We start from the raw sequence: 24,037 nt of genomic DNA, 5'->3' as shown, positions 1-24,037 counted from the left end.
CGATGGCCCAGACACTCCGCTCGGCTTCGACTCCCACACTCCCACCCCAGGTATCTCCCCCCCAGTTCGCCTTGAGCGGTGCGCTGCCGCATGCCCTCACCGGCATCGACGTCATCGCGATCCCCGTGCTGCCGGTCGACTCGTCGTCCGCAGCTGCGGGTGTGCTGCTCGGGCCGGGTGCTGACGAGCTCACGGAGTCCACGGATCTCGACCTGCTGGGCGCGTGCGAGATCGCCCGAGCGACGGGGCGGGCTGGTGAGGTCACCCAGGTCCTGGTGCCGGGCGGTAGCCCCGACAACGACGACCTGGCGTTGGTGCTCCTCGTGGGTGTCGGCGAAGCGCGTCCGCTCGACATCCGACGCGCTGGTGCGGCGCTCGCTCGCGCCGTCCTCGACCGTCATGGCGTGGCGACGACCATCCCGAGCGTGAGCGCCGATGGTCTCGAGCCGTTCGTGGTCGGCACCATGCTCGGCTCGTTCGGCTTCCACTGGCGCTCCGACGGGCCCGAGCATCGCCCGGTGCCCAAGGTCGTCGTTGCCGACAACCCCGGCGGCGACGACGCCGACGAAGGCCTGCGTCGCGCGGTCGCAGTGGGCGGCGCCGCGTGGCGAGCCCGGGTGCTCGCGACCGTGCCAGCCAACCTCAAGAGCCCGCAGTGGCTTGCCGACCAAGCGCTCGAGCTGGCCGACGGCAACCGCTTGAAGGTCACGGTCTGGGACGAGCAGAAGCTGGGCAAGGAGGGGTTCGGCGGCATCATCGGCGTGGGCCGTGGTTCGGCCAACCCCTCGTGCCTGATCCGTCTCGACTACACCCCTCGGCGCGCGACGTCCAAGACGCCGCGGGTGGTGCTGGTCGGCAAGGGCATCACCTTCGACACCGGGGGCCTGTCGATCAAGCCGGCCGACTCGATGACCACGATGAAGCGCGACATGACCGGCGGCGGCGTCGTGATCTCCGTCCTGGCCGCACTCTCAGCGGTCGACTGCCCGGTCAGGGTCACCGGACTCGTGGCCGCCGCAGAGAACTCCGTGGGCGCCGACTCGATGCGGCCCGGCGACGTACTCCGCCACTACGGCGGTCGCACGAGCGAGGTGACCAACACCGACGCCGAGGGCCGACTGGTGATGGCTGACGCGCTGGCCTACGCCGTCGACAAGCTCGACCCGGCGGTCATGGTCGACATCGCCACGCTGACCGGTGCAATGAAGGTCGCCCTCGGTCAACAGGTGGCCGGCTACTTCGCCAACGACGAGGCCCTGGCCTCAGCGATCTTCGAGGCCGGCGAGACATCGGGTGAGCCCTTCTGGCGGTTCCCCCTGGTCAGCGACTACGAGGACAAGCTGACCTCCAAGGTGGCCGACGCCGACAACGCCGCCGGAGGCGCCGGGTCCATCACCGCCGCCCTGTTCCTGCAGCACTTCACCGGGAAGGTCCCGTGGGCCCACCTCGACATCGCCTCGGTGGGCGACTCGCCCACCGACAGCTACGAGTGGTCCACCGGACCGACAGGCTTCGGCGCCCGCGCTTTGCTGGCCTGGCTCGGCCAGCCCGACCCGCTGGAAGGAATCGGAACCTGATGCACGCCCTGACCGTCCGGTGGTCCCTGGCCGATGCGCCCGAAGGCGTCGAGGACAAGTTGGCCGCCTACGTCGAGGAGACCTCGCACGCCCGCTTCACCGGCATGGAGGGACTGCGCTTCAAGACCTGGCGGATGCGGCCGGGGGAATGGTTCGAGGGCTGCTACGTCTTCGCCAGCGATGACGCGCGCTCGACGTTCCAGACCTCGTTCGAGCTGACCGCCGCGGAGTCTCCGGGCTCGCAGATCATCGGATCCGCACCGATCCTGATCGAGCCCTGCGAGGTTGTCGCCGTCGCCGAGGGCGGCGAGGGCTTCGTGGCGGCACCGAGGTACTGACGCCCGGATCTACTCCGGGACCCACTCCTTCTTGGCCACCAGCAGCCCGTCGCCGACGGGCAGCAGCAGTTCGACGAGCTGCTCGTGCTCGGACACCTGTCGACCCAGCTCGCGGATCGCGACGGTCTCCTCGTCGCGCTGAGCGGGGTCGGCCACGCGGTCGTGCCAGAGCGCGTTGTCGAACACGACGACGCCTCCGGGCCGCAGCAACCGGAGCGCCTCCTTGAGGTAGGCGCCGTACTCGACCTTGTCGCCGTCGGCGAAGACCAGGTCGTAGTGGCCATCGGTGAGCCGGGGGAGTACGTCGAGGGCTGCTCCTGCGATCGTGCGCACGCGCTGTGGTGCGACCCCGGCCTCGGTGTAGGCCTCTCGCGCCAGCCGCTGGTGCTCGGCCTCGATGTCGACCGTGGTGAGCACGCCGTCGCTGCGCATGCCGCGCAGCAGCCAGACGCCTGAGACGCCGGTGCCGGTGCCGATCTCGACGACCGCTCGCGCCTCGAGCACCGAGGCGAGGAACCGCAGTGCGGCGCCGCCGCCGGATCCGATCGGCGCGACGCCTACCTCTTCGGCCCGGGCTCGCGCCGCCGAGAGGACATCGTCCTCGTGGACGAAGGCCTCCGCGTAGGTCCAGGTCGCCGGCTTGGGAGGAGTCGTCGCCATGGCGCGACCCTACTGCGCCGGGCCCCTCGCCAGCTGAGTGAACACGGGCAAAGCAACGGGAAAGGAACATCGTGCCCGGGTCAGTCGTTGGTCACGGAGAGACAACAGTCGGCTATCAGGTTCCTCTCAGGACCTCTACCTACCGTGAGGAGTGACGCACGCTGTTCGGCACACGAAGGCGACACGACCGAGCGGAGGGTTCCGCGGTGGAGACCACCCCCGACGCAGTCCCCACGTGGGACGAGGTCGTCGAGCTCCACTCTGATCGCGTCTTCCGTCTCGCCTACCGTCTCACCGGCAACCGGCCTGACGCCGAGGACCTCACCCAAGAGGTCTTCGTCCGGGTGTTCCGCAGCCTGTCGACCTACCAGCCCGGCACCTTCGAGGGGTGGCTGCACCGCATCACGACCAACCTGTTCCTCGACCAGGCGCGTCGCAAGCAGCGCATCCGCTTCGACGCTCTCTCCGACGAGCGGGCCGAGCGGCTGACCAGCGCCAGCGCGCCGCCGGACGCGGCGTACGCCGACCGCACCTTCGACGACGACGTCGAGCTGGCGCTGGCCAGTCTCCCGCCGGAGTTCCGGGCGGCTGTCGTGCTGTGCGACGTCGAGGGACTGTCCTACCAGGAGATCGCCGACATCATGGATGCCAAGCTCGGCACCGTGCGCTCGAGGATCCACCGGGGCCGAGCCATGCTGCGCGAGGCCCTGGCCCACCGGGCGCCGACCGCCGGGCGCGCTCGCTACGCAGGTCCCGCGACACCCGGCCCAGCGACACCCGGCCCCGCGACGCCCGGCCCGGTCGCGGCTCCTGGCCTCGCGGCCGGCACGTCATGATCGGCGGCCACCTCGGCAACCGGATCAGCGACCTGCTCGACGGCCAGCTGTCCCCGGCCGACGAGGAGCGTGCTTGGTCGCACGTCCACTCCTGCCACTACTGCCGTGACCTCGTGGAGCGCGAGGGGTGGGTCAAGACCCGACTGGCCGGGCTCTCGTGGGGTGACAGCCCCGCATCCGACCGCCTCAAGCACGCGTTGGTCGGAGCCCAGGCAGGCATGACTCCCGGCGACGCGCTGCTCGCGCTGGGTGCCAAGTCGCGCCGCGGCAGCCTGGTGGCCATCGGCGGGGGAGCCGCCGGTGCCGCGGTGCTGGGTGTCTTGGCGCTGGGCGCAGCTCCCGCCAACGCACCGGTCATCGACCGGCGCGCTCCTATCACCAACCTGCCCGGCCCGAGCCTGGTCACGAGCACCCCGACACCGAGCGTCGCCCCCACGCTGTCGCGCCGCACTCAGTGAGGCGCTGACGCGCACCCCTCCGGGGGCGTGCTGAGTTGCCGGCCTGCGAGAAGATGATGCGGTGAGCGACCGCACGGCACATCCGGGCCCCGCACTGCCGGGCGAGGACACCGTGCCGTTGGCGGGCCTCGGCCCCTCGCCTGACCCGCCGTCGTGGGTCCCGCCGACCAACCAGCCGCCCCCGCGCCACTACGCCGCTCCCCACCTCCCGCGGGCCCTCGAGCCCTACCCGCCGCCGGGCACCCGGCCGATGCCGGCCTACGCCCCCGCCGAGCCCGGACGGCGCCGTCAGGAGCGCGGCAAGGTCTCACGCTGGGTCTGGCCGGTCGTGTGCTCGCTGGCGCTCGTCGTCGGTGGCCTGGCCGGCGCACTGGGCGGTGCGGCCTACGAACGCTGGGTCTCCGAACCCGACGGCGCCGGGCGGGTGGTGGGGGGCCTCGAGAACGCGGGCGCCACCACCGAGCCGCCGTTGCCCGCCGAGAACGGCTCGGTCGCGGCCGTCGCCCGCCAGGTGCTGCCGAGCACGGTCCAGATCGTCGCCGAGTACGACGGGCAGCCCGAGGGAGCGACCGGGTCCGGCTTCGTCCTCGACAGCCAAGGCCACTTCGTGACCAACAACCACGTGGTGGCGGATGCAGCCGAGAACGACGGGCCGATCGAGATCGTCGACCAGGACGGCAACCGCTACGACGCGGTGGTCGTGGGTCGCAGCCCGACCTACGACCTCGCCGTGCTCTACGTCGAGCAGTCTCCCGGACTGCCCCCTGCCGCCCTGGGCGCCTCCCGGGCACTTCATGTCGGCGACTCGGTGGTCGCCTTCGGCTCGCCGCTGGGGCTGAGCTCGACAGTCACCGCAGGCATCGTCAGCGCGCTCAACAGGCCTGTCTCGACCGGTGACTCCAGCGATGAGCTGTCCTACATCAACGCCGTGCAGACCGACGCCGCCATCAACCCGGGCAACTCGGGTGGACCGCTGGTCAACCTGCGCGGCCAGGTGGTCGGGGTCAACTCCGCCATCGCCACCACCGGCGGCTCGGTCCAGGGCGAGGCGGGCAGTATCGGGGTCGGGTTCGCCATCCCGATCGAGCAGGTCAAGCTCACCGCCGACCAGATCCTGCGCACGGGTCAGGCGCGCTACCCGGTGATCGGCGCGAAGGTGTCGACCAGTGTCGCCAGTGGCGCGAGGGGCGCCCAGATCAGCGACGTGCTCTCGGGCCAGCCGGCTGACCGGGCCGGACTCGAGAAGGGCGACGTCGTCACCGCCATCGACGGCGCGCTGGTCGACAACCAGATCGCGCTGATCGTGGCGATCCGCTCGCACCGACCTGGTGAGAAGGTCGCGCTGACCGTCTCTCGCGGCGGCGAGGAGCTGACGATCGAGGTGACGCTGGGCTCAGAAGTCGGCTAGCGGCGGCTAGAGATCGGCATGGACCTCGGTGTCCACGAACGGGTGCTCGTCGATGAAGGCTCGCGCCTCGGCGTACATCCGCTGGATGTAGGCCTCCAGCTCGGTGGCCTCGACCCGCCACTGCCCCCTGCCACCGATCTTGATGGCGACCAGGTCGCCGCGCCGGACCAGGGCGTAGACCTGTGCGCTGGAGGTGTTGAGCACCTCGGCCACGTCGGTCAGCGTCAGGAAGCGCTGAGCTGCTGGCTGGTCGACCATGCGGCCATGGTGTCATTCCCCGCAGACGTCGTCTCCTGGGGCTCACAGCGTCTGTGGACAGGCGCCATCCGGTGGCAGGAACTCCGGCATGATCACGGCCGTGAGCGGGAGTCTCGGGAACCCCGGCGCGTCATCGACCGCGCCGCAGGCCGTTCGTCTGTCTCGATCCGGGTGGCGGGATCCCCGGCTGTGGGTGGGCGTGTTGATCGTGGTGGTGTCGGTGGTCGCAGGAGCCCGCGTGCTCGCTGCTGCCGACGACTCGACAGCGGTGTGGGCGGCCGCTCGCGACATGGGAGCAGGCGACTCGGTCGAGGTCGGTGACCTCGTGGTCCGCAGGGTGCGGTTCGGCGAGGGTGGTGGGCTCGAGCGCTACTTCTCCTCCCTCGCTGACCTGCCGGACGACCTCCAGCTCTCGCGCGGCATCGGTGCCGGGGAGCTGCTGCCCCGCAGTGCCGTCGAGTCCACGGGCGCTGACGGTCTGGTCCAGCTGCCTGTCGCGGTCGACGCCGAACAGGTCCCGCCCTCCGTGGCGGCCGGGTCGGTGGTCGACGTGTTCGTGCTGCCGTCGGGTGGGGGTCGCTGCCCGAGTGCGTGCGCTCCCGTGCTCGAGCAGGTCACGGTGGTCTCCGCATCCTCGGTCGACGAGGGCTTCGGGGCGTCGGGTCAGCGACAGCTCGTACTGGGTGTCGCCGACGACCGAGCCCGCGCCTACTTCGCGGCCCTCGGTGCGGTCGACAGCCCATCGGTGACCGTGGTCCGGCGCGGCTGAGCGGCTGGTGACCCCTCCGATGAGCCGGCCCATCGTCACCTTGATCCTGGCCTCGGGAGCGGCCTGGGAGTCGACCGCACTGGCGCTGCTCGAGCGCGACCCCGGCGTCGTCGTACTCCGGCGGTGCGTCGACGTGCCCGACCTGCTGGCCGCCGCCTCGGCCGGCCAGGCTGATGCGGCCGTGGTGGCGCTGGATGCGCCCGGCTTCGACCAGGACGTCGTCGACCACCTCAGGCGCTTCCAGGTGCGACCAGTCGCGATCCTGGCTGCCGGTCTCGCCGACCAGCTCCGCCACCAGGCCACCCGTCTCGGGGTCGCCGCCACGCTCACCGACGACCGCCTCCCGGACCTGTCGGGGCTGGTGCGCGCCGAGGGCGAGCCCGCTGCCCACCAGGGTCTGGGGTCCGCGCCGAGCGACCCCGTGCCGGCAGTGCCGATCGGCCCGACAGGTTCCTCGGGATCGCCGGGCCGCGGGCGGGTGCTGGCGGTCTGGGGACCTGGCGGAGCGCCGGGCCGCACGACCGTGGCCGTGGCGGTGGCTGCCGAGCTCGCCGCTCGTCGGCGACCTACCACCCTCGTCGACGCCGACCCCTACGGCGGGACCGTGGCAGCGCAGCTGGGGGTGCTCGACGAGGTCTCGGGCCTCCTGTCTGCCGCCAGGCTGTCCGGCGGCGCTCTCCTGGAGGAGAGGTTCGAGTCGATCCGGCGCGCACTGGGTGAGCACCTGAGCGTGGTCACCGGGCTGCCGCGCGCCGACCGATGGGTCGAGCTGCGTGGCGGGTCCGTCGAGCACCTCCTGGAGGTTGCGTCCGCCCGCGGTGATGTCGTCGTCGACACCGGCTTCAGCATCGAGCCCGACCCCGCTGGTGAGATCGGGTCGCGCCCGGCGCGCAACCAGGCAACCTTCGCGGCTCTCGCCGAGGCCGACGAGGTGCTGGTCGTGGGATCCGCCGACCCCGTCGGGCTGGCGCGTCTGGCCCGCGCGTCGGTCGAGCTGAACGAGCTCGCTCCCGGGTCCACGTTGCGGGTGGTCGTCAACCGGATGCGCCCGTCCTTGGGCTGGTCGCACCAGGACGTCGCCGGCATGCTCGGCGGGTTCGTCGCTGCCGCGAGCCTGCACTTCCTGCCCGACGACCGCCTCGCGGTGGACCGGGCGCTCGTCGCCGGACGGAGCTTGGTGGAGACCGGCGACTCCGCGTTGCGCAAGGCAGTGGCCGACCTCGTCGACGCTCTCGCTCCGGACTCGGTGCCGGCCACCGGGAGGCGAGGTCGCCGTGGCGGGCGGCGCGTCAGGCGGCGAACAGCAAGTACAGGCCGCCGATGGTGAAGGCGACCATCGCGACCAGCAGGGGCAGCTGACCCGTGATCCGGTGACGTGCTGGCAGCACGACGAGCGCTCGGTCGTGGGCGGCGATCACGCCCAGCACGTGACCGAGCACAACGGCGAGAACCTTCGTCGTGGCCAGGGCGGTCGGATGGTAGGAGATCGCGTAGTTGACGCTCAACCCGGCCGTCCCGAACCAGTTGCTCCCGTTGGAGAGGGGGTCACTTGCCTGGATGAGTGTCGCCTGGCCGACCTCGACCAGGTAGGTCAGGTAGTGGGCCACGATGTAGCCGGCCACGATCGGGACGATCGAGTGGCCGAACGCGTCGGGCAGGCTACGACGGCTGGTGCCGGGCTCGACGCCCGTCGACATCGTGCCCGCCACGAATACCAGACCGACAGCCACGCAGAAGGCGACGAGGGCCAGGTTGTTGAGGAGGAAGCCCGACACGTCGGTGCTCTGCACGAACCGGACCCAGGGCGTGGAGTCGCGAAACGAGTCGAACGCGGTGCTGCCGAACAGCACCGAGACGACCGCGACGAGGCCGGGTGCCGCCTCGACGGTGGCGAGGTTGGCCAGCGGGCTGCGCACCACCAGACCGCCGTCGGCGCGACGACCCCAGACCGACAGCTTGGCTGCCAGGGTGGAGTAGACCTCGAAGGGGTCGGCCCGCTCGTAGAAGGTCCTGCCGAAGATGGCGCCGCCCATAAGCATGATCCCGACGTAGATCGCACACCACAGCCGCACCGGACCCAGCTCGGTGCCGTGCGGATAGACCAGCTCGATCCAGACGAACGCCAGCAGGCCGAGCGCCGCCGGCCAGTATCCGAGCCGTGCCGGGTAGTCGTAGAGACCGCGCCCGGTCTGGTGGTCGCCCGTCAGCCGGGACACGGCTGCGTGGATCGTCCGCACCGGGCTCACGGTGCGCCACACCGGCCCGAACAGGATGGAGGCCACCGGTAGCCCGACCCACCACCACACGTAGAACATTCCGAAGATCGGGTTGGTGAGCAGGTCCTGGCCGAACACGGCCGCGAACGCACCGAACCCGAAGAAGGCGAGTCCGACCACCCGCCACCAGACCCGCCACCCGGCGGAGGCGGTCAGGTCGGAGAGCGAGCGCGGCAGGAGCCTGCCTCGCTCGAGGTCGTCGTACCTCGGAGTGCGCCATGCCAGTGCCAGCACGCCGAACGACACCGCCAGCGCGGCGACCGCGCCCGCGATCGCCAGCTCCGGCGGCAGGGGTAGGTCCTTGGCCCCGCCGATGCCGTGCTGGGGAAGGCCCCCGGGGAGCAGCACAGTCGGTCCCGGGCTCAGCTGACTTCGAGCTGGACGATGACCTTGTCGAGCGTGTGGGACTCGACATCGACCACACCAGGCTGCTCGATTCCCTTGATCTCGAGGGTGGAGGTGCCCACTTCGTAGGACAGGGTCTGCTCGGGGTCGCTGTGGACGTGGATCTCGCCGGGAGCGTCTGCGGTGATCTCCAGCTCGACAGGCTGACCGGTCTTGACCTCGACCCGGTCGCCGTTGGGGTTCACGGTGTCACCCTCGAAGGTGACCTCGACCTTGACCGGGTCGGTGGTGGTGCCGGGAGCGTCGCTCTCGTCGTCACCGCAGGCGGTGAGCCCCACGAGGGCGAAGAGGAGGGCCGTTGCCGAAGCGAGGATGCGCAGCACGTCTGGAAGAATCCCATGTGACCCTGAGCGACTCCTGAACCACCCCCGGAAGGCAACTGCGATGACCGAGCGGCTGCGGCCACGCGACATCGGGGTGCTTGCGGTCGAGTCGGCCTCTGCGCCGAGGCACAACGCGACCGTCGAGATCTTCGACCCGGCCGGCTCGGGCTTCGACTACGCGCGACTCGTCGAGCTGGTCGGCGACCGGATCAGCTTCGTCCCTCGCTACCGGCAGCGGATCGCCAAGGTGCCGGGCGGCCTGGCCAACCCGGTGTGGGTCGACGACCCCGACTTCGACCTCGGCTACCACGTACGCCGGTCAGCGCTGCCGCGCCCAGGCTCGTGCGAGCAGCTCTTCGAGCTGGTGGCACGCATCGTCTCCCGTCCTCTGGACCGCCACCGTCCCCTGTGGGAGGCGTACTTCATCGAGGGTCTGGAGCACGGCCGGGTCGCCGTCTTGTCGAAGTCGCACGAAGTGCTCGTCGACGGGGTGCACACCGTCGACCTCGCGCAGGTGCTGCTCGACCGAACTCCTGATCCGAGGCCGATGCACCACGACGACTGGAGGCCGCTATCGGCGCCGTCGCCGATGGGTCTGGTCGCTGGAGCCATCAACGACGCGGTGTCCGGGCCGGTCACCGCGCTCGACGCCGCCAGGTCGAGGCTCGACACGGTCGTGCGCTCGGCCGACTCGATCCTGGGCCAGGCGGCCTCGGTCATCGGCGCGCTCGGCGGTGGGCGCCCGGCAGGCGAGCATCCCCTCGGCGGGCCCCTCTCCCAGCAGCGCCGGGTGGTCACCGTCCGCACCGATCTCCAGGACTACCTCGACATCCGCAAGGAGCACGGCGGCGACGTCCACGACGTGATCCTGGCGACGATCGCCGGGGCGCTGCGCGGCTGGCTGCTGGGTCGTTCGGAGTCGATGAGCGGCGTGCGGCACGTGCGCACCGTCGTACCCGTGTCGGTCAGCGACCGCGACCTCGAGACCACCTCGCTCGGCAGCCCGATCGTGGCCTACTTCGTCGACCTACCGGTCGGCGAGTCGAGTCCCGTCGTCCGCCTGCACCAGGTCTCCTACGCGTTCAAGGCCCACAAGGAGACAGGGCGCGGTGTTGCGGCCAACAGGCTGGCCGGGATCGCCGGCTTCGCCCCGTCGACCTTCCACGCGATCGGTGCGCGGGTGGCCGGCGACGAGGTACGCCGCGGGTTCCAGCTCAGCGTGACCAACGTGCCCGGCCCGCAGTCGCCGCTCTACGCTGCCGGCGCGCGGATGCTCGAGACCTACCCCGTGCATCCGTTGCTGCCGGGCCACGCGCTGGCCATCGGCGTGACGTCCTACGACGGCCGCGTCTTCTACGGCATCACCGCCGACCGCGACCGCATCCACGATGCCGACGTGCTGGGCCAGTGCGTCAGCGATGCACTCGCCGAGCTGCTCGACACGATCGGCGGGCGTGCTCGCGCTCCGCGCGGCCGCGTCAAGAAGGCGGTCAAGCGCGCGACGTCCAAGAAGACCCGCTGATGCGTCGCTACCAGCCGACCACCCTGCCCGACCTTGCTGCCGGAGTGGTGCCGGACGACGACGCGGTGAGCGCCGAGAGCGAGTCGGAGGAGGACGAGTACGCCGCGCTGATGACGGCCGCTGACCTGTCCGCCGAACGGCTCCCGGGCCTGCCCGACGGACAGCGACGGCGGGTCGTGGTCGTCTTCGACGTCGGCGGGAGCCAGATGCTGGCCGTCCACGCCGACACCGGCGACGACGCGTCGCCCGAAGACGACCTCGCGTGGTACGCGACCCAGGAGCTGGACTCGCTGCTCGACGGGATCGTCTGACAATATCGGCGGATGGACGCCATCTCCTTCCCGCCCGCACCGGTCAACGAGCCCAACCTCACCTATGCGCCGGGCACGGCTGAGCGAAAGGCGCTGGAAGACGAGCTGACCCGGCTCGAGCGGCGTCAGCACAACCTCCGCGCCTACATCAACGGCCGTAAGCGCTCGGGAGGCGGCCGCGAGATCAACGTCGTGCAGCCGCACGACCACCAGCACGTGCTCGGCACGCTGAAGAACTCCACGACCAAGGACACCGAGCAGGCCGTCCGGGCCGCGCTCGCGGCGGCGCCCGCCTGGCGCGCGATGTCCATCGACGACCGCTGCGCGATCCTGCTCAAGGCGGCGGAGCTACTGGCAGGGCCTTGGCGCCAACGGATCAACGCGGCCACGATGCTGGGTCAGTCCAAGACGGCCTTCCAGGCCGAGATCGACTCGGCCTGCGAGCTGATCGACTTCTGGCGGTTCAACGTCCACTACGCCAAGCAGATCCACACCGACCAGCCGATCGCCAACAGCCCGGGCATCTGGAACCGCACCGACCACCGGCCGCTCGAGGGCTTCGTGTACGCGATCACCCCGTTCAACTTCACCGCCATCGCCGGCAACCTGCCGACCGCCCCGGCGCTGATGGGCAACGTGGTCATCTGGAAGCCCTCGCCCACCCAGCAGCTGGCGGCCTCTCTCACCATGGACCTGCTCGAGGAGGCCGGCCTGCCGCCCGGGGTGATCAACATGCTGCCCGGCGACGGCCTCGACGTCTCGAAGGTGGCGCTCGCCCACCCCGACCTCGCGGGGATCCACTTCACCGGATCCACGCCGACCTTCCAGCACCTGTGGCGGACCATCGGCGAGAACATCTCGTCGTACCGCTCCTACCCGCGCATCGTCGGCGAGACCGGCGGGAAGGACTTCGTGGTCGCCCACCCCTCGGCCGACCCGGCGGTGGTCCGGACGGCGCTGATCCGCGGGGCCTTCGAGTTCCAGGGACAGAAGTGCTCGGCTGCCTCGCGCGCCTACGTGGCGAAGTCGGTGTGGGCCAAGATCAAGGACGACCTGGTCTCGCAGACCGAGTCGATCACGATGGGTGACGTCACCGACTTCTCCAACTTCATGGGGGCCGTCATCGACGACCGTGCCTTCGCCAAGCACAAGGCAGCCATCGCGCGGGTGCGACGCAACAGCCACCTCACGCTGTTGGCCGGCGGCCAGACCGACGACTCCGTGGGGTACTTCGTCCGGCCGACGATCGTGCAGTCGAGCGACCCGACCGACCAGATGTTCAACACCGAGTACTTCGGCCCGATCCTGGCCGTGCACGTCTACGACGACTCCCGCTACGAGCGTGTGGTGGCCCAGATGGAGTCGTTCGCGCCCTACGCGCTGACCGGTGCCGTGATCGCCCAGGACCGCACCGCGATCGCGTGGACCCAGGAGGCGCTGCGCTTCGCGGCCGGCAACTTCTACATCAACGACAAGCCGACCGGCGCCGTCGTCGGGCAGCAGCCGTTCGGCGGTGCCCGGGCCTCGGGCACCAATGACAAGGCCGGCGCTGCGGTCAACCTGCTGCGCTGGACCTCGCCGCGCTCGATCAAGGAGACCTTCGTGCCGCCGACGGACTACCGCTACCCCTACATGGGCTGATCCCTCACCACGCTCACCCGCTTGGAGGCCGGCGTGGTAGGTCACGCCATCCTCGTCACGACTCAGCGCTGGCCACGATCAACACGAAGATCGATGCCGTGCCGGCGCACGCGCTGCTCGAGTGCTACAGCGTGCTGACGCGACTGCCCGGTCCCAGCCGCATCGACGGTCGCACCGTCGCCGCATCCCTCGAGCGGCCGGGTCTGGTCGCGCACCAACGGGCACCAGCTTCCTACGACGCCGTCGGCGTCGCCTACGCGTTGGTGTGATGCGGCGTCAGACCCGCCACTGGCCGGCGAGCCACTTGAGGCCGACCTTGTTCTCGGCGCGGAAGGCGTCCTTGAGGAGGCCGGCGATGAGGTCCTCCAGCTTGCCGCCGACCAGAGGGACCGAGACTCGCACCTCCATCTGGATCGTCTCGACGGCATCGGGACCGGACTGTGCCAGCCGCGCGGTACCGATCATCTCGCCGGGCTTGCCCGGGATGGCCACCTCGAACCTCGCCTGGGTCGGCGAGGACCACTCCTCGCGCTGCACCAGGTCGATGTTCGCCCCGACGAACTTCCGTGCGAACGACGGAACCAGCGTCGTGCCGTAGGTGCGGTCGAGGTCCACCGTCATCGACCCGTCGTCGTACTCCTCGATGGTGACGGCCGAGTCCTCGACCTGCTGGTAGGTGCACACGGCCTGCCGGAACTCAGGGTCGGCGAGCATGGCGCGCACCTCCTCGACGGTTCGATCCGGGTAGCGGAGCTCGACGGAGACCGACTTCATGTGGCCCATCCTGGCGATGGCTTCTCGGGGGCGCCAGTCGATCGTGTGGGCAGGGTCGCTGAGGGAGGGTCGCGGGGGCATAGCATCGTGGCGTGTCAACGGCGACCGACGTGAAGAAGTCCGAGCTGCTCGACCGGGCCGCGGAGCTGGCGATGTCCCGCAAGGGCACGGGTGGTCCACCTCCCGCAGAGGTCGGCGCTCTCATCAGGGCCTACTACCGCCACATCGCCGCCGACGACCTCGCCGAACGCACTGACGTCGACCTCTACGGGGCGCTCGCCTCGCAGTTCCGCCTCGCCGACAACCGGCCCCAGGGCCGGGCCAACGTCCACGTCTTCACCCCGAGCCACGCCGACAACGGCTGGTCGGCCGGCGGCCACTCCGTCGTGGAGATCGTCACCGACGATATGTCGTTCCTCGTCGACTCGGTGACGATGGAGCTCACGCGCCAGCAGCGCGAGATCCACCTGGTGATCCATCCGCAGTTCGACGTCGTGCGCGACATCACCGGCGTGCTCGAGAGCGTGCGGCCGATCAAGGACGAGCCGGTAGCCGCCGTCGACCACGACGGGCCAGGCACCATCCGCGAGTCCTGGATGCACATCGAGATCGGTCGGCTGGGCGCAGACGAGGACCTCCACGAGATCGAGGAGTCGGTCCAGAAGGTCCTGCGCGAGGTCCGCGACTCCGTCGAGGACTGGGAGAAGATGCGGGCCCAGGCCCTCGAGATCGTCGCCGACCTGGAGTCCTCGCCTCCGCCGCTGGGCACCGAGGAGATCGAGAGTGGCAGGGCCTTCCTGCAGTGGCTGGCCGACGACCACTTCGCCTTCCTCGGCTACCGCGAGTACCACCTCGAGCGCGAGGGCGACGACGAGATCCTGCGCGCCGTCCCCGGCACCGGCCTCGGCATCCTGCGCGCCGACCAGGACCAGTCCAAGGCGTTCGCCAAGCTGCCCGGGGCGGCCAAGGCGAAGGCCCGCGAGAAGTCGCTCCTGGTGCTGTCCAAGGCCAACTCGCGCTCGTCGGTGCACCGGCCTGCCTACCTCGACTACGTCGGGGTGAAGACCTTCGACGCCAGCGGGGAGGTCAGCGGCGAGCGGCGGTTCCTCGGCCTGCTGTCGAGCGCCGCCTACACCGAGTCCATCACCCGCATCCCGCTGCTGCGCGAGAAGGCCGCCGAGGTGCTGGCCAGGATCGGCGCCGAGCCGCGCAGCCACGCGGGCAAGAGCCTGATGGACACCCTCGAGACCTATCCGCGCGACGAGATCTTCCACACGCCGGCCGACGAGCTCGCCGAGGTGACCCAGGGCGTGCTGCAGACGGTCGGACGCCGCCAGCTGCGGGTGTTCGTACGCCGGGAGACCTACGGTCGCTACGTCTCGGTGCTCTGCTACCTGCCCCGCGACCGCTACAACACCGCCGTCCGCGAACGGTTCTCCCAGATCCTGATGGACCGCTTCCACGGCGACTCGATCGAGTTCAACGTGAAGATGAGCGAGTCGACGACCGCGCGGGTCCACTTCGTGGTGCACCCGCCGCTGGGGGCGGAGATCCCCGACGTCGACGCGCTTGACCTCGAACGGCTGTTCACCGACGCCTCGCGTTCGTGGAGGGACGACTTCGTCAACGCGACCGTGAACGAGTACGGCGAGGATCGCGGCTCGCGGCTGGCCCGGCGCTACGCCGACTCGTTCCCCGAGGCCTACAAGGAGGACTTCTCGGCCACCACCGCCGCTCTCGACGTCGGCCGTCTCGAGGGCATCGAGCCCGATGCCGAGACCGGGTCAGGCATCGACCTGTCGCTGTTCTCCCCGCTCGACGCCGGCCGCGGCGAGGCCCGGCTCAAGGTGTTCAGGGTGGGCTCGCGGCTCTCGCTGTCGCAGGTGCTCCCGATGCTCTCCTCCATGGGCGTGGAGGTGCTCGACGAACGCCCCTACGAGCTCGACGGGCTGGACCGGCCGACGTTCGTCTACGAGTTCGGCCTGCAGTACGCACCTGGCCTCCCCGACGACGTACGGGGCCTGTTCCAAGACGCGATCCGGGCGGTCTGGGAGGGCTACAACGAGATCGACGGGTTCAACGCGCTCGTGCTGGCGGCCGGGCTGACGTGGCGCCAGGCGACGGTGCTGCGCGCGTACGCGAAGTACATGAAGCAGGGCAACTCGCCGTTCGCCGTCGACTACATCGAGGCCGCGTTGCGCGGCAACACCGACATCACGCGGCTGCTCTGGCAGCTGTTCGAGGCGCGCTTCGACCCCGGCAAGAACGGCCTGGCTGCCGATGCCGAGGCACGCACCGCGCGGGTCGAGGAGATCGAGCAGCGGATCAAGCGCGCCCTGGACGACGTGGCCAGCCTCGACCACGACCGCATCCTGCGGTCCTACCTGACCCACATCAAGGCGACGCTGCGCACCAACTACTTCCAGGCAGAAGAGCGCGGCAACCTGCACCAGTACATGAGCTTCAAGCTGGAGCCCTCGGCGATCCCCGACCTGCCCGAGCCGCGGCCGCGGTTCGAGATCTTCGTCTACTCGCCCCGGGTCGAGGGCGTGCACCTGAGGTTCGGTGCCGTCGCGCGAGGGGGTCTGCGGTGGTCGGACCGTCGCGACGACTTCCGCACCGAGGTGCTCGGTCTGGTCAAGGCGCAGATGGTCAAGAACACCGTCATCGTGCCGGTCGGCGCCAAGGGCGGCTTCTTCTGCAAGCAGCTGCCCGACCCGAGCGACCGCGAGGCGTGGCTGGCCGAGGGCGTCGCTTGCTACAAGACGTTCATCTCCGGATTGCTCGACATCACCGACAACCTCGTCGAGGGGGCCACCGTGCCGCCGCTCGGAGTGGTGCGCCACGACGGCGACGACTCCTACCTCGTGGTGGCCGCCGACAAGGGCACGGCGACGTTCAGCGACATCGCCAACGGCGTCGCCCACGACTACGGCTTCTGGCTCGGCGACGCCTTCGCCAGTGGTGGTTCGGTCGGCTATGACCACAAGGCGATGGGCATCACCGCCCGCGGGGCGTGGGTGTCCGTGCGGCGCCACTTCCGAGAGCGCGGCATCGACTGCCAGGCCGAGGACTTCACGGCCGTCGGCATCGGCGACATGTCGGGCGACGTGTTCGGCAACGGCATGCTGTGCTCCGAGCACATCCGTCTGCTCGCGGCCTTCGACCACCGTGACATCTTCATCGATCCGACTCCGGACGCCGCGACGTCGTTCGTCGAGCGGCAGCGGCTGTTCGCCCTGCCGCGCTCGTCGTGGCAGGACTACGACAAGTCGCTGATCTCCGAGGGGGGTGGCGTCTTCCCGCGGTCCTTGAAGGCGATCAAGGTCACGCCACAGATGCAGAAGGCGCTGGGCATCGACGAGGGCGTCGTCACCATGACTCCGGCGGAGCTCATGCGAGCGATCCTCAAGGCGCCGGTCGACCTGTTGTGGAACGGCGGCATCGGCACCTATGTCAAGGCGGCCAGCGAGACCGACGCCGACGCCGGTGACAAGGCCAACGACGCGATCCGCGTCAACGGACGCGAGCTGCGTGCGCAGTGCGTGGGCGAGGGCGGCAACCTGGGCCTGACCCAGCTCGGCCGCATCGAGTACGCCGAGCGCGGCGGCCGCATGAACACCGACTTCATCGACAACTCGGCGGGCGTCGACACCTCCGACCACGAGGTCAACATCAAGATCCTGCTCGACCGCGTCGTCGCCGCCGGGGACCTGACGGGCAAGCAGCGCAACGTGCTGCTCGCCGAGATGACCGACGAGGTCGCCGCCTTGGTACTGCGCGACAACTACGAGCAGAACCTCGCGCTGGCCAACGCGGCGGCCAACGCCCCGTCATTGCTGCACGTCCACGAGGACTGGATGCGTCAGCTCGAGCGGCGCGGGGTGCTCAACCGCGACCTCGAGGGGCTGCCGTCGACTCGGCAGGTACGCCGGATGCTGGAGCGGGAGGAAGGGCTGTCCAACCCCGAGATCTCGGTGCTGCTGGCGTGGACCAAGATCGTCTTGGCCGAGGAGCTGCTCGAGTCCGACCTCCCCGACGACCCCTACTGCCGCGTCGACTTGACCAACTACTTCCCGAAGGCCATCCAGGAAGGCTTCGCTGCACAGGTGGCCGACCACCCACTGCGCCGCGAGATCATCGTCACCCAGGTCGTCAACGACCTGGTCAACGGCGCCGGGCTGACGTTCTGGCCCCGGCTTCAGGGCGAGACCGGTGCCGGTCCCGCAGAGCTGACCCGGGCCAACTTCGTGGCCCGGGAGATCTTCGGGTCGCTGGCCTACCGCAACGAGGTGGCGTCCTACGACAACGTGCTCGAAGCCGCCGTGCAGACGCGGATGCGCATCGAGATGCGCACCCTGGTGGAGCGGGCCTCGCGCTGGCTGGTCACCAACCGCCGGCCGCCGCTCGACAGCCAGGCGACCGTGGAGTTCTTCCGCGACCGGGTGCAGGCCGTGATGCGCGAGCTGCCGACCCTGCTGACCGGACGCGAGCTCGACACCTTCGAGACCCGGCGCAAGCTGTTCGTCGAGAGCGGGCACGTACCCGAGGACCTCGCCAGCCGCACGGCGGTGCTCCACCCGGCCTACCAGCTGCTCTACGTGCTGGAGATAGCCGACCGCAAGGGTCTCGACCCGATCGAGGTCGCGCGGTTGCACTTCCAGCTCGGCGAGCGCCTCGGCCTGCCCATGCTGGTCGGCAAGATCCTGGCCCTGCCCCGCGACGACCGCTGGCAGACCATGGCCCGGGCGGCGCTGCGCGACGACGTGTACGCCGTGCACGCCCAGCTCACCGCACAGGTGCTGCGGGCGACGGGCGACGGTGAGTCCGCACCGGCGAGGATCGCCAGCTGGGAGGAGGACGACGCCCTCGTGGTGTCTCGAGCCGCCGCGACGCTGGAAGACATCTGCGCCGACGAGACGGGCGACCTGGCGCGCGTCTCTGTGGGGCTGCGCGTCGTGCGGGGGCTGCTGTCCGGCTGAGAATTCCTGGCCGCCGCCCCAACCGTCGTGGTCGGCATGGCATCAAGAGGGCATGGAGCTGCTCGGGGTGCTGGCCACGGACGACGTGGAGAACGGGGTCCGCGTGACGGACCCGGACTACGCCGACTTCTACGCCGTCACGTGGCCGCGGATGTATCGCACGGCCTACGCGATCGCACGGGATGCGGGAGCTGCGGAGGATGCGCTGCAGTCGGCGTACGCCAAGGCCTATGCGTCGTGGCGACGTGTGTCGGGTGCCGACGAGCCGGAGGCCTACCTGCGCCGGATGGTCGTCAACGAGGTGCTCGGCGCGCGCCGGTGGGCAGCGCGACGACCCGAGCACCTCACCGATGCCGTCGACACGTGGGACTCGCCGACGTCGCCACCGGACCAGCAGGTCGCCGATCGCGACGCCCTCTGGTCCGCTCTGGGCCGACTGGCGCCGCGGCAACGAGCCGTGCTGGTGCTGCGCTACTACGAGGGTCTGAGCGAGATCGAGATCGCCGAGGTGCTCGGCTGCTCGCGCGGAACCGTCAAGTCCCAGGCGGCCGACGCCCTCAACAACCTCCGCCGGATGACCGGCCTGACCGAGGGGAACCAGTCATGAGCCCCAGAAGTGACCTCGACACCCAGTTGCGCGACCTGCTCGACGAGCGCCTGGAGGCTGTGGCGCCACCGGGTGGCAACATGGGCAGCGCCGTCGCCCGCGGACGCGTCCTGCGCCGTCGTCGTCGCCTGCTGACCGGAGGTGCCGGGGCTGCCGCTCTCGTCGCGGTCGCAGCGGTCGGCGCCGCGTTGATGACGGGGTCGGGTGGTGGCCCTCGCCCCGACACCGCGGTCGAGCCGCTCGGCCAGATGGACTTCTCCCACGGCCTGCAGGCCTACGGCGACCCCGGGTACACCCTGCACATCGGCGGCCGCACGGTCGACGCGTCGGGCCTGGAGTGGCTCGACACCGATGCCGTGGCGACCGAGCAGGGCGTCGTGTACTACGCCCGCGGAGACCTGTTGCTGGTGCAGGAGGACGGTACGACCAAGACGCTCGACAAGGGAGCGCGCACGCCCGGACGGTTCCGCCCGACTGCCAAGGCCGACGCGTCCGAGCCACTGGTGGCCTATGCGCTGGAGCAGGACGACGCGGTGGTGCTGAAGGTGATCGACACCGCGCGCGACAAGGTCGTCGCCTCGCGGGTCCTGGACTGCGGGTCCTGTCGCGGCCTGGTCATCGACGGCATCGACTCCGGCGCCGTGTTCGTGCGTGACGCCGACGGCACCTCGATCTGGCGCTATGGCGACAGCGATGAGCTCGTGCCCTTCGCCGGATCGAAGACCCGGGTCGCCGACGTACGCAGTGGGACCGTGCTGTACGACGGACCCGCACCCGACACCGCGGAGTCGTCGTCGTGGCACCTGGTCAGGGGCGCCATCGACGCGCAGCTGACCTACGACGGGAAGTACGTCCTGTACTGGTCGAGCACGCTCGAGCCGACAGACCCGTCCGGGTCTCCCGTCGTGCTGGAGCAGCCACCCGGGAAGCGCTCCGGGTTCTGGTCCATCGACACCGACGGGACGGTGCTGGTCGCGGCGCCCGACAAGAACGGCTTCACGATCTACGACTGCGAGGTCCCCGCGGGAGCCTGCGAGGAGCTCGGTCCGCTGGACCCGAAGGGCGGCGACCCGATGTTCATCGGCAACGACATGTGACCGGGGTCGCGAGGGCGAAGGTTGACCTTGGCAACGGATTCCGTTAGCCGCGCTAAACGATTTCACCGACGTCGGTAGGTCGTCGTATGGTCGATCAAGCGATGCCAACCTCCTCTGTCTCGGCCCCTGCCACCAGCCAGGCCGACCCCCACGCACACCCGCCAGCCAGCGTCAGGTCGCTCTGGCGGCTCCGCGGCTACCTCCGCCCCCACCTGCTCGCGCTCGCGATCATGCTGGGCACGGCGCTGGGCGGGGTCGGGCTCTCGATCGCGATCCCGCTGGTCACCAAGGCGCTGATCGACGGGCCCATCACCAACGGGGAGATCGACGGCGTGCTGCCACTCGGGCTGCTCGCGCTGGGCCTGGGAGTGCTCGAGGCCGTCTTGATCTTCTGGCGGCGCTGGGTCCAGTCCAACGCGGTGCTCCAGATGGAGACCGAGATGCGACGCGACCTCTATGCGCGGCTGCAGGAGCTGCCGATGAGCTTCCACAGCAAGTGGCAGTCCGGCCAGCTGCTCTCACGGGCGACGACCGACCTGTCGGCGATCCGCAGGTTCAGCGGGTTCGGCCTGCTGTTCCTGATCATCAACATCCTCCAGGTCACCGTGGTGACCATCGTCCTGCTCAACATGTACTGGCCGCTGGGGCTGGTGGTGGCCTGCACCGCGGCTCCCATCGTGTGGCTGTCCATGCGCTTCGAGAAGGGCTATGTCGTGCTGTCGCGCCGCGTGCAGGACGAGCAGGGCGATCTCGCCACGCGGGCCGAGGAGGGCGCCGTCGGCATCCGGGTGATCAAGTCGTTCGGCCGCAGCGAGCACGTCTCGCGCGGCTACGACGAGGCGGCGCAGAAGCTGCGCGGCACCAGCCTGGAGAAGGTGCGGCTGTCGGCCCGCTTCTGGACCTTCCTCGAGGTGATTCCCAACTTCGCCGTGGTGGTCGTGCTGCTGCTCGGTGCGATCGGTGTGGGCCGGGGCGCGTTGACCCCCGGCGAGCTGGTCGCGTTCATCACCTTGATGCTCTCGCTGGTCTGGCCGGTCGCCTCGCTGGGTGTGATCCTGGCGATGTCCCAGGAGGCCATGACCGCGGCCGCTCGCATCCTCGAGATCTTCGACACCGAGCCCGACATCGTCGACGGGCCGGGTGAGCAGCCGGCCGTCGAGGGCGGCCACCTGCGCTTCGAGCACGTCGACTTCGCCTTCCCCGACGAGCCCGACAAGCTGGTGCTGCGCGACCTCAGCCTCGACATCAGGCCCGGTGAGACCGTGGCCCTGGTCGGTGCGACCGGCAGCGGCAAGACCATCTTGACTGCCCTGGTGCCGCGCCTCTACGACGTGACCGGAGGACGCATCACCCTCGACGGGGTCGACCTTCGCGACTTCACCTTGGAGCGGTTGCGCTCGATGGTCGCCACGGCCTTCGAGGAGCCCACGCTGTTCTCGATGAGCGCCCGCGAGAACCTCACCCTGGGTCGGGCAGAGGCGAGTGAGGACGAGATCAGCGAGGCGCTCTCGGTGTCGCAGGCCGACTTCGCACTCGACCTGCCCTGGGGTCTCGACACCCGGATCGGCGAGCAGGGCATGTCGCTCTCCGGTGGCCAGCGCCAGCGGCTCGCGCTGGCTCGCGCGGTGCTCGCCCAGCCGCGCGTGCTGGTGCTCGACGACACGCTGTCGGCGCTCGACGTCCACACCGAGAAGCTCGTCGAGGAGGCCCTGCGGCGCGTCCTGGCCGACACCACGGGCCTGATCGTGGCCCACCGGGCCTCGACGGTGATGCTGGCCGACAGGGTGGCCCTGCTCGAGCGCGGCACCATCACCCACGTCGGCACCCACCGCGAGTTGCTGGACCAGGTGCCGGCCTACCGCGAGCTGCTGGCCGCCGATGCCGATCTCGAGGAGGCCGCCTCGTGACCACCCCGACGACCGAGCAGAACTGGCGCGGTGTCGCTGGCGACGACATCGCCGGCGATGAGCTCACCGACGCGACCTCCGCCCGCCTTGCGACCCGGTCGCGTCGGCTGCTGGCCGACCTGCTGCGCCCTTATCGCACCGCCATCAAGTGGTTGATCGGCATCGTGGTGATCGAGAACGCCGCTCGTCTGTCGATCCCCTACCTGGTCAAGGTCGGCATCGACACCGGCATCCCCCCGATCCGCGAGGACGACAACCTCGAGCCGCTGCTGCTGGTCGTCGGCGCCGTGCTGATCGCCACGATCACCCAGGCGATCGCTCGCAACCTGTTCCTCGTCCGGTCCGGCACGATCGGCCAAGACATCCTGTTCGAGATCCGGCGACGGGTGTTCCGCCACTTCCAGCGGCTGAGCCCGGCGTTCCACGACAGCTACACCTCCGGGCGCGTGATCTCCCGGCAGACCTCCGACGTCGACGCGATCTACGAGATGCTCGAGTCCGGGTTCGACGGACTGGTGACCGCGGCCCTGACCCTGGTCGGCACCTCCGCCCTGCTGTTGTTCCTCGATCTCAAGCTGGGCCTGGTCGCCTTGCTGTGCGGCCCGTTCCTGGCGTGGCTGACCAACTGGTTCCGCAAGTCTTCGGCGCGCAGCTATCGCGTCACCCGCGAGAAGGTCGCGCTGGTCATCGTCCACTTCGTGGAGTCCATGGGCGGCATCCGCGCCGTCCAGGCGTTTCGGCGAGAGCCCCGCAACCAGGAGATCTTCGACGACGTCAACGACCAGTACCGCGCCGCCAACCTGGTCGCCTTCCGGCTCGTCGCGTGGTTCATGCCCGGCATCCGGCTGATCGGCAACGTCACCATCGCCGTGGTGCTGCTCTACGGCGGCTATCTCGCGTTCCACGGCGAGGTCACCGTCGGCGTACTCGCCGCGTTCCTGCTCTACCTGCGCCAGTTCTTCGAGCCGATGCAGGAGATCTCGCAGTTCTACAACACCTTCCAGTCGGCCTCGGCAGCGCTCGAGAAGCTGTCCGGCGTGCTCGAGGAGCAGCCGGGCGTGCCCGAGCCGGAGCGGCCTGTGGCGCTTCCCGATCCGCAGGGTGCGGTCACCTTCGACCACGTCAGGTTCTCCTACGTCGAGGGCGTGCCGGTGCTGCCCGACCTCCACCTCGAGGTGCCAGCGGGTCAGACCTTGGCCCTGGTCGGCACGACCGGCGCGGGCAAGACGACCCTGGCCAAGCTGGCCACCCGCTTCTACGACCCGAGTGACGGACGGGTGCTGCTCGACGGTGTCGACCTGCGCGAGCTGTCCGACGAGACACTGCACCGAGCTGTCGTGATGGTGACCCAGGAGAACTACCTGTTCTCGGGCTCCATCGCCGACAACATCCGCTTCGGGCGGCCAGGTGCCGGCATCGAGGAGGTCGTCGAGGCCGCCCAGGCTCTGGGGGCCGACGGCTTCATCCGCGAGCTGCCCGAGGGCTACGACACCCAGGTCTCCAACCGCGGCGGCGTGCTGAGTGCCGGCCAGCGTCAGCTGGTCGCCTTCGCCCGTGCCTTCCTCGCCGACCCCGCCGTGCTGATCCTCGACGAGGCGACCTCGTCGCTCGACATCCCGTCCGAGCGGCTGGTCCAACGTGCGCTGCGCACGATCCTGGCCGGGCGCACGGCGCTGATCATCGCCCACCGCCTCTCGACGGTCGAGATCGCCGACAGGGTGCTGGTGATGGAGCACGGTCAGATCGTCGAGGACGGCACTCCGGCCGAGCTGATCGCCGGCGGCGAGGGCCGGTTCTCCGACCTGCACGACGCGTGGGTCAGCTCGTTGGCTTGAGCCGGACCCGGCCGAGCACCAGCAGCTACAGGTCCTCGCCAGGGCGGCGGGTA

21 protein-coding genes are annotated in these 24,037 nt (G+C 70.1%); 16 read left to right on the top strand and 5 right to left on the bottom strand.

The features are described 5' to 3' along the window. Positions 1 to 2 precede the first annotated feature (2 nt). Complete coding sequence (locus tag ISU10_RS01815) at positions 3 to 1,577, top strand: leucyl aminopeptidase family protein (RefSeq protein WP_194694620.1); 1,575 nt, start codon at positions 3 to 5, stop codon at positions 1,575 to 1,577. Next, entirely contained in the window at positions 1,577 to 1,915 is a 339-nt protein-coding gene (locus ISU10_RS01810; RefSeq protein WP_194694619.1) for a hypothetical protein, read from the top strand. The genes ISU10_RS01815 and ISU10_RS01810 overlap by 1 nt, the downstream gene beginning before the upstream one ends. Before the next feature lie 9 nt (positions 1,916 to 1,924). On the opposite strand, the gene ISU10_RS01805 is transcribed toward ISU10_RS01810, so the two are convergent. Continuing rightward, entirely contained in the window at positions 1,925 to 2,575 is a 651-nt protein-coding gene (locus ISU10_RS01805; RefSeq protein WP_194694618.1) for an O-methyltransferase, read from the bottom strand. 206 nt (positions 2,576 to 2,781) lie between these two features. On the opposite strand from ISU10_RS01805, the gene sigE reads away from it, so the two are divergent. From sigE to ISU10_RS01790, 3 genes are all read left to right on the top strand, one after another. Then, positions 2,782 to 3,411 carry an RNA polymerase sigma factor SigE gene (gene sigE, locus ISU10_RS01800; protein WP_370864546.1) on the top strand — a complete coding sequence of 210 codons (630 nt, stop codon included), beginning with the start codon at positions 2,782 to 2,784 and terminating at the stop codon, positions 3,409 to 3,411. Then, entirely contained in the window at positions 3,408 to 3,869 is a 462-nt protein-coding gene (locus ISU10_RS01795) for an anti-sigma factor (RefSeq protein ID WP_194694617.1), read from the top strand. Before sigE ends, ISU10_RS01795 begins: the two co-directional genes overlap by 4 nt. A gap of 61 nt (positions 3,870 to 3,930) precedes the next feature. Beyond that, positions 3,931 to 5,277, top strand: coding sequence for a S1C family serine protease (locus ISU10_RS01790; protein WP_194694616.1), 1,347 nt, complete (start codon positions 3,931 to 3,933; stop codon positions 5,275 to 5,277). Between the two features lie 6 nt (positions 5,278 to 5,283). On the opposite strand, the gene ISU10_RS01785 is transcribed toward ISU10_RS01790, so the two are convergent. Further along, complete coding sequence (locus ISU10_RS01785) at positions 5,284 to 5,535, bottom strand: helix-turn-helix domain-containing protein (RefSeq protein ID WP_194694615.1); 252 nt, start codon at positions 5,533 to 5,535, stop codon at positions 5,284 to 5,286. A gap of 88 nt (positions 5,536 to 5,623) precedes the next feature. On the opposite strand from ISU10_RS01785, the gene ISU10_RS01780 reads away from it, so the two are divergent. Together ISU10_RS01780 and ISU10_RS01775 are read left to right on the top strand one after the other, a co-directional pair. Continuing rightward, positions 5,624 to 6,304 carry a hypothetical protein gene (locus tag ISU10_RS01780; protein WP_194694614.1) on the top strand — a complete coding sequence of 227 codons (681 nt, stop codon included), beginning with the start codon at positions 5,624 to 5,626 and terminating at the stop codon, positions 6,302 to 6,304. A gap of 19 nt (positions 6,305 to 6,323) precedes the next feature. Then, positions 6,324 to 7,631: a CpaE/TadZ family protein gene (locus ISU10_RS01775; protein ID WP_194694613.1), complete on the top strand. Its 1,308-nt coding sequence runs from the start codon at positions 6,324 to 6,326 to the stop codon at positions 7,629 to 7,631. Here the strand turns inward: ISU10_RS01775 and ISU10_RS01770 are convergent. After that, complete coding sequence (locus tag ISU10_RS01770) at positions 7,594 to 8,928, bottom strand: hypothetical protein (RefSeq protein WP_194694612.1); 1,335 nt, start codon at positions 8,926 to 8,928, stop codon at positions 7,594 to 7,596. The genes ISU10_RS01775 and ISU10_RS01770 overlap by 38 nt on opposite strands. Before the next feature lie 14 nt (positions 8,929 to 8,942). Next, the gene (locus tag ISU10_RS01765) at positions 8,943 to 9,308 is read right to left on the bottom strand and encodes a hypothetical protein (RefSeq protein WP_194694611.1); all 366 of its coding nucleotides are present in this window, start codon (positions 9,306 to 9,308) and stop codon (positions 8,943 to 8,945) included. A 61-nt stretch (positions 9,309 to 9,369) separates the two neighbouring features. On the opposite strand from ISU10_RS01765, the gene ISU10_RS01760 reads away from it, so the two are divergent. The 4 genes from ISU10_RS01760 to ISU10_RS01745 all read left to right on the top strand — a co-directional run bounded on the left by ISU10_RS01760 (position 9,370) and on the right by ISU10_RS01745 (position 13,051). Further along, positions 9,370 to 10,830, top strand: a complete 1,461-nt coding sequence (locus tag ISU10_RS01760; RefSeq protein ID WP_194694610.1) for a WS/DGAT/MGAT family O-acyltransferase — start codon at positions 9,370 to 9,372, stop codon at positions 10,828 to 10,830. Next, entirely contained in the window at positions 10,830 to 11,141 is a 312-nt protein-coding gene (locus ISU10_RS01755) for a DUF6912 family protein (RefSeq protein ID WP_194694609.1), read from the top strand. The genes ISU10_RS01760 and ISU10_RS01755 overlap by 1 nt, the downstream gene beginning before the upstream one ends. A 12-nt stretch (positions 11,142 to 11,153) precedes the next feature. Next, the gene (gene pruA / locus ISU10_RS01750) at positions 11,154 to 12,782 is read left to right on the top strand and encodes an L-glutamate gamma-semialdehyde dehydrogenase (RefSeq protein ID WP_194694608.1); all 1,629 of its coding nucleotides are present in this window, start codon (positions 11,154 to 11,156) and stop codon (positions 12,780 to 12,782) included. 98 nt (positions 12,783 to 12,880) lie between these two features. Further along, on the top strand, positions 12,881 to 13,051 hold the full coding sequence (locus ISU10_RS01745) for a PIN domain-containing protein (RefSeq protein WP_194694607.1): 171 nt from the start codon (positions 12,881 to 12,883) through the stop codon (positions 13,049 to 13,051). A gap of 7 nt (positions 13,052 to 13,058) precedes the next feature. Here ISU10_RS01745 and ISU10_RS01740 read toward each other — a convergent pair whose 3' ends face one another. Beyond that, complete coding sequence (locus tag ISU10_RS01740; RefSeq protein ID WP_194694606.1) at positions 13,059 to 13,556, bottom strand: DUF2505 domain-containing protein; 498 nt, start codon at positions 13,554 to 13,556, stop codon at positions 13,059 to 13,061. 92 nt (positions 13,557 to 13,648) lie between these two features. Between ISU10_RS01740 and ISU10_RS01735 the strand changes: the two genes are divergently transcribed. The 5 genes from ISU10_RS01735 to ISU10_RS01715 all read left to right on the top strand — a co-directional run bounded on the left by ISU10_RS01735 (position 13,649) and on the right by ISU10_RS01715 (position 23,984). Next, a complete protein-coding gene (locus ISU10_RS01735; RefSeq protein WP_370864541.1) occupies positions 13,649 to 18,538 on the top strand; it encodes an NAD-glutamate dehydrogenase in 4,890 nt (1,629 codons plus the stop codon). Between the two features lie 52 nt (positions 18,539 to 18,590). Continuing rightward, on the top strand, positions 18,591 to 19,145 hold the full coding sequence (locus tag ISU10_RS01730; protein WP_194694605.1) for a SigE family RNA polymerase sigma factor: 555 nt from the start codon (positions 18,591 to 18,593) through the stop codon (positions 19,143 to 19,145). Then, the gene (locus ISU10_RS01725) at positions 19,142 to 20,242 is read left to right on the top strand and encodes a hypothetical protein (protein ID WP_194694604.1); all 1,101 of its coding nucleotides are present in this window, start codon (positions 19,142 to 19,144) and stop codon (positions 20,240 to 20,242) included. The genes ISU10_RS01730 and ISU10_RS01725 overlap by 4 nt, the downstream gene beginning before the upstream one ends. A gap of 101 nt (positions 20,243 to 20,343) precedes the next feature. Further along, on the top strand, positions 20,344 to 22,149 hold the full coding sequence (locus tag ISU10_RS01720) for an ABC transporter ATP-binding protein (RefSeq protein WP_194694603.1): 1,806 nt from the start codon (positions 20,344 to 20,346) through the stop codon (positions 22,147 to 22,149). Continuing rightward, on the top strand, positions 22,146 to 23,984 hold the full coding sequence (locus ISU10_RS01715; protein ID WP_194694602.1) for an ABC transporter ATP-binding protein: 1,839 nt from the start codon (positions 22,146 to 22,148) through the stop codon (positions 23,982 to 23,984). Before ISU10_RS01720 ends, ISU10_RS01715 begins: the two co-directional genes overlap by 4 nt. The last annotated feature ends 53 nt before the right edge of the window (positions 23,985 to 24,037 follow it).

The sequence above is a fragment of the Nocardioides agariphilus genome (assembly GCF_015352445.1).
GTDB classification, from domain to species: domain Bacteria; phylum Actinomycetota; class Actinomycetes; order Propionibacteriales; family Nocardioidaceae; genus Nocardioides; species Nocardioides agariphilus.
The sequence above is the reverse complement of the archived record's forward strand: the minus strand, read 5'-3'. Positions and strand labels throughout refer to the sequence as shown.

Excerpts from the sequence above, each read along its gene's own strand:
- ISU10_RS01730 (WP_194694605.1), top strand. The coding sequence starts at position 18,591 with ATGGAGCTGCTCGGGGTGCTGGCCACGGACGACGTGGAGAACGGGGTC.
- ISU10_RS01775 (WP_194694613.1), top strand. The coding sequence starts at position 6,324 with ATGAGCCGGCCCATCGTCACCTTGATCCTGGCCTCGGGAGCGGCCTGG.
- ISU10_RS01795 (WP_194694617.1), top strand. The coding sequence starts at position 3,408 with ATGATCGGCGGCCACCTCGGCAACCGGATCAGCGACCTGCTCGACGGC.
- ISU10_RS01720 (WP_194694603.1), top strand. The coding sequence starts at position 20,344 with ATGCCAACCTCCTCTGTCTCGGCCCCTGCCACCAGCCAGGCCGACCCC.
- ISU10_RS01805 (WP_194694618.1), bottom strand. The coding sequence starts at position 2,575 with ATGGCGACGACTCCTCCCAAGCCGGCGACCTGGACCTACGCGGAGGCC.
- ISU10_RS01810 (WP_194694619.1), top strand. The coding sequence starts at position 1,577 with ATGCACGCCCTGACCGTCCGGTGGTCCCTGGCCGATGCGCCCGAAGGC.
- ISU10_RS01755 (WP_194694609.1), top strand. The coding sequence starts at position 10,830 with ATGCGTCGCTACCAGCCGACCACCCTGCCCGACCTTGCTGCCGGAGTG.
- ISU10_RS01725 (WP_194694604.1), top strand. The coding sequence starts at position 19,142 with ATGAGCCCCAGAAGTGACCTCGACACCCAGTTGCGCGACCTGCTCGAC.
- ISU10_RS01785 (WP_194694615.1), bottom strand. The coding sequence starts at position 5,535 with ATGGTCGACCAGCCAGCAGCTCAGCGCTTCCTGACGCTGACCGACGTG.
- ISU10_RS01740 (WP_194694606.1), bottom strand. The coding sequence starts at position 13,556 with ATGAAGTCGGTCTCCGTCGAGCTCCGCTACCCGGATCGAACCGTCGAG.
- pruA (WP_194694608.1), top strand. The coding sequence starts at position 11,154 with ATGGACGCCATCTCCTTCCCGCCCGCACCGGTCAACGAGCCCAACCTC.
- ISU10_RS01815 (WP_194694620.1), top strand. The coding sequence starts at position 3 with ATGGCCCAGACACTCCGCTCGGCTTCGACTCCCACACTCCCACCCCAG.
- ISU10_RS01760 (WP_194694610.1), top strand. The coding sequence starts at position 9,370 with ATGACCGAGCGGCTGCGGCCACGCGACATCGGGGTGCTTGCGGTCGAG.
- ISU10_RS01780 (WP_194694614.1), top strand. The coding sequence starts at position 5,624 with ATGATCACGGCCGTGAGCGGGAGTCTCGGGAACCCCGGCGCGTCATCG.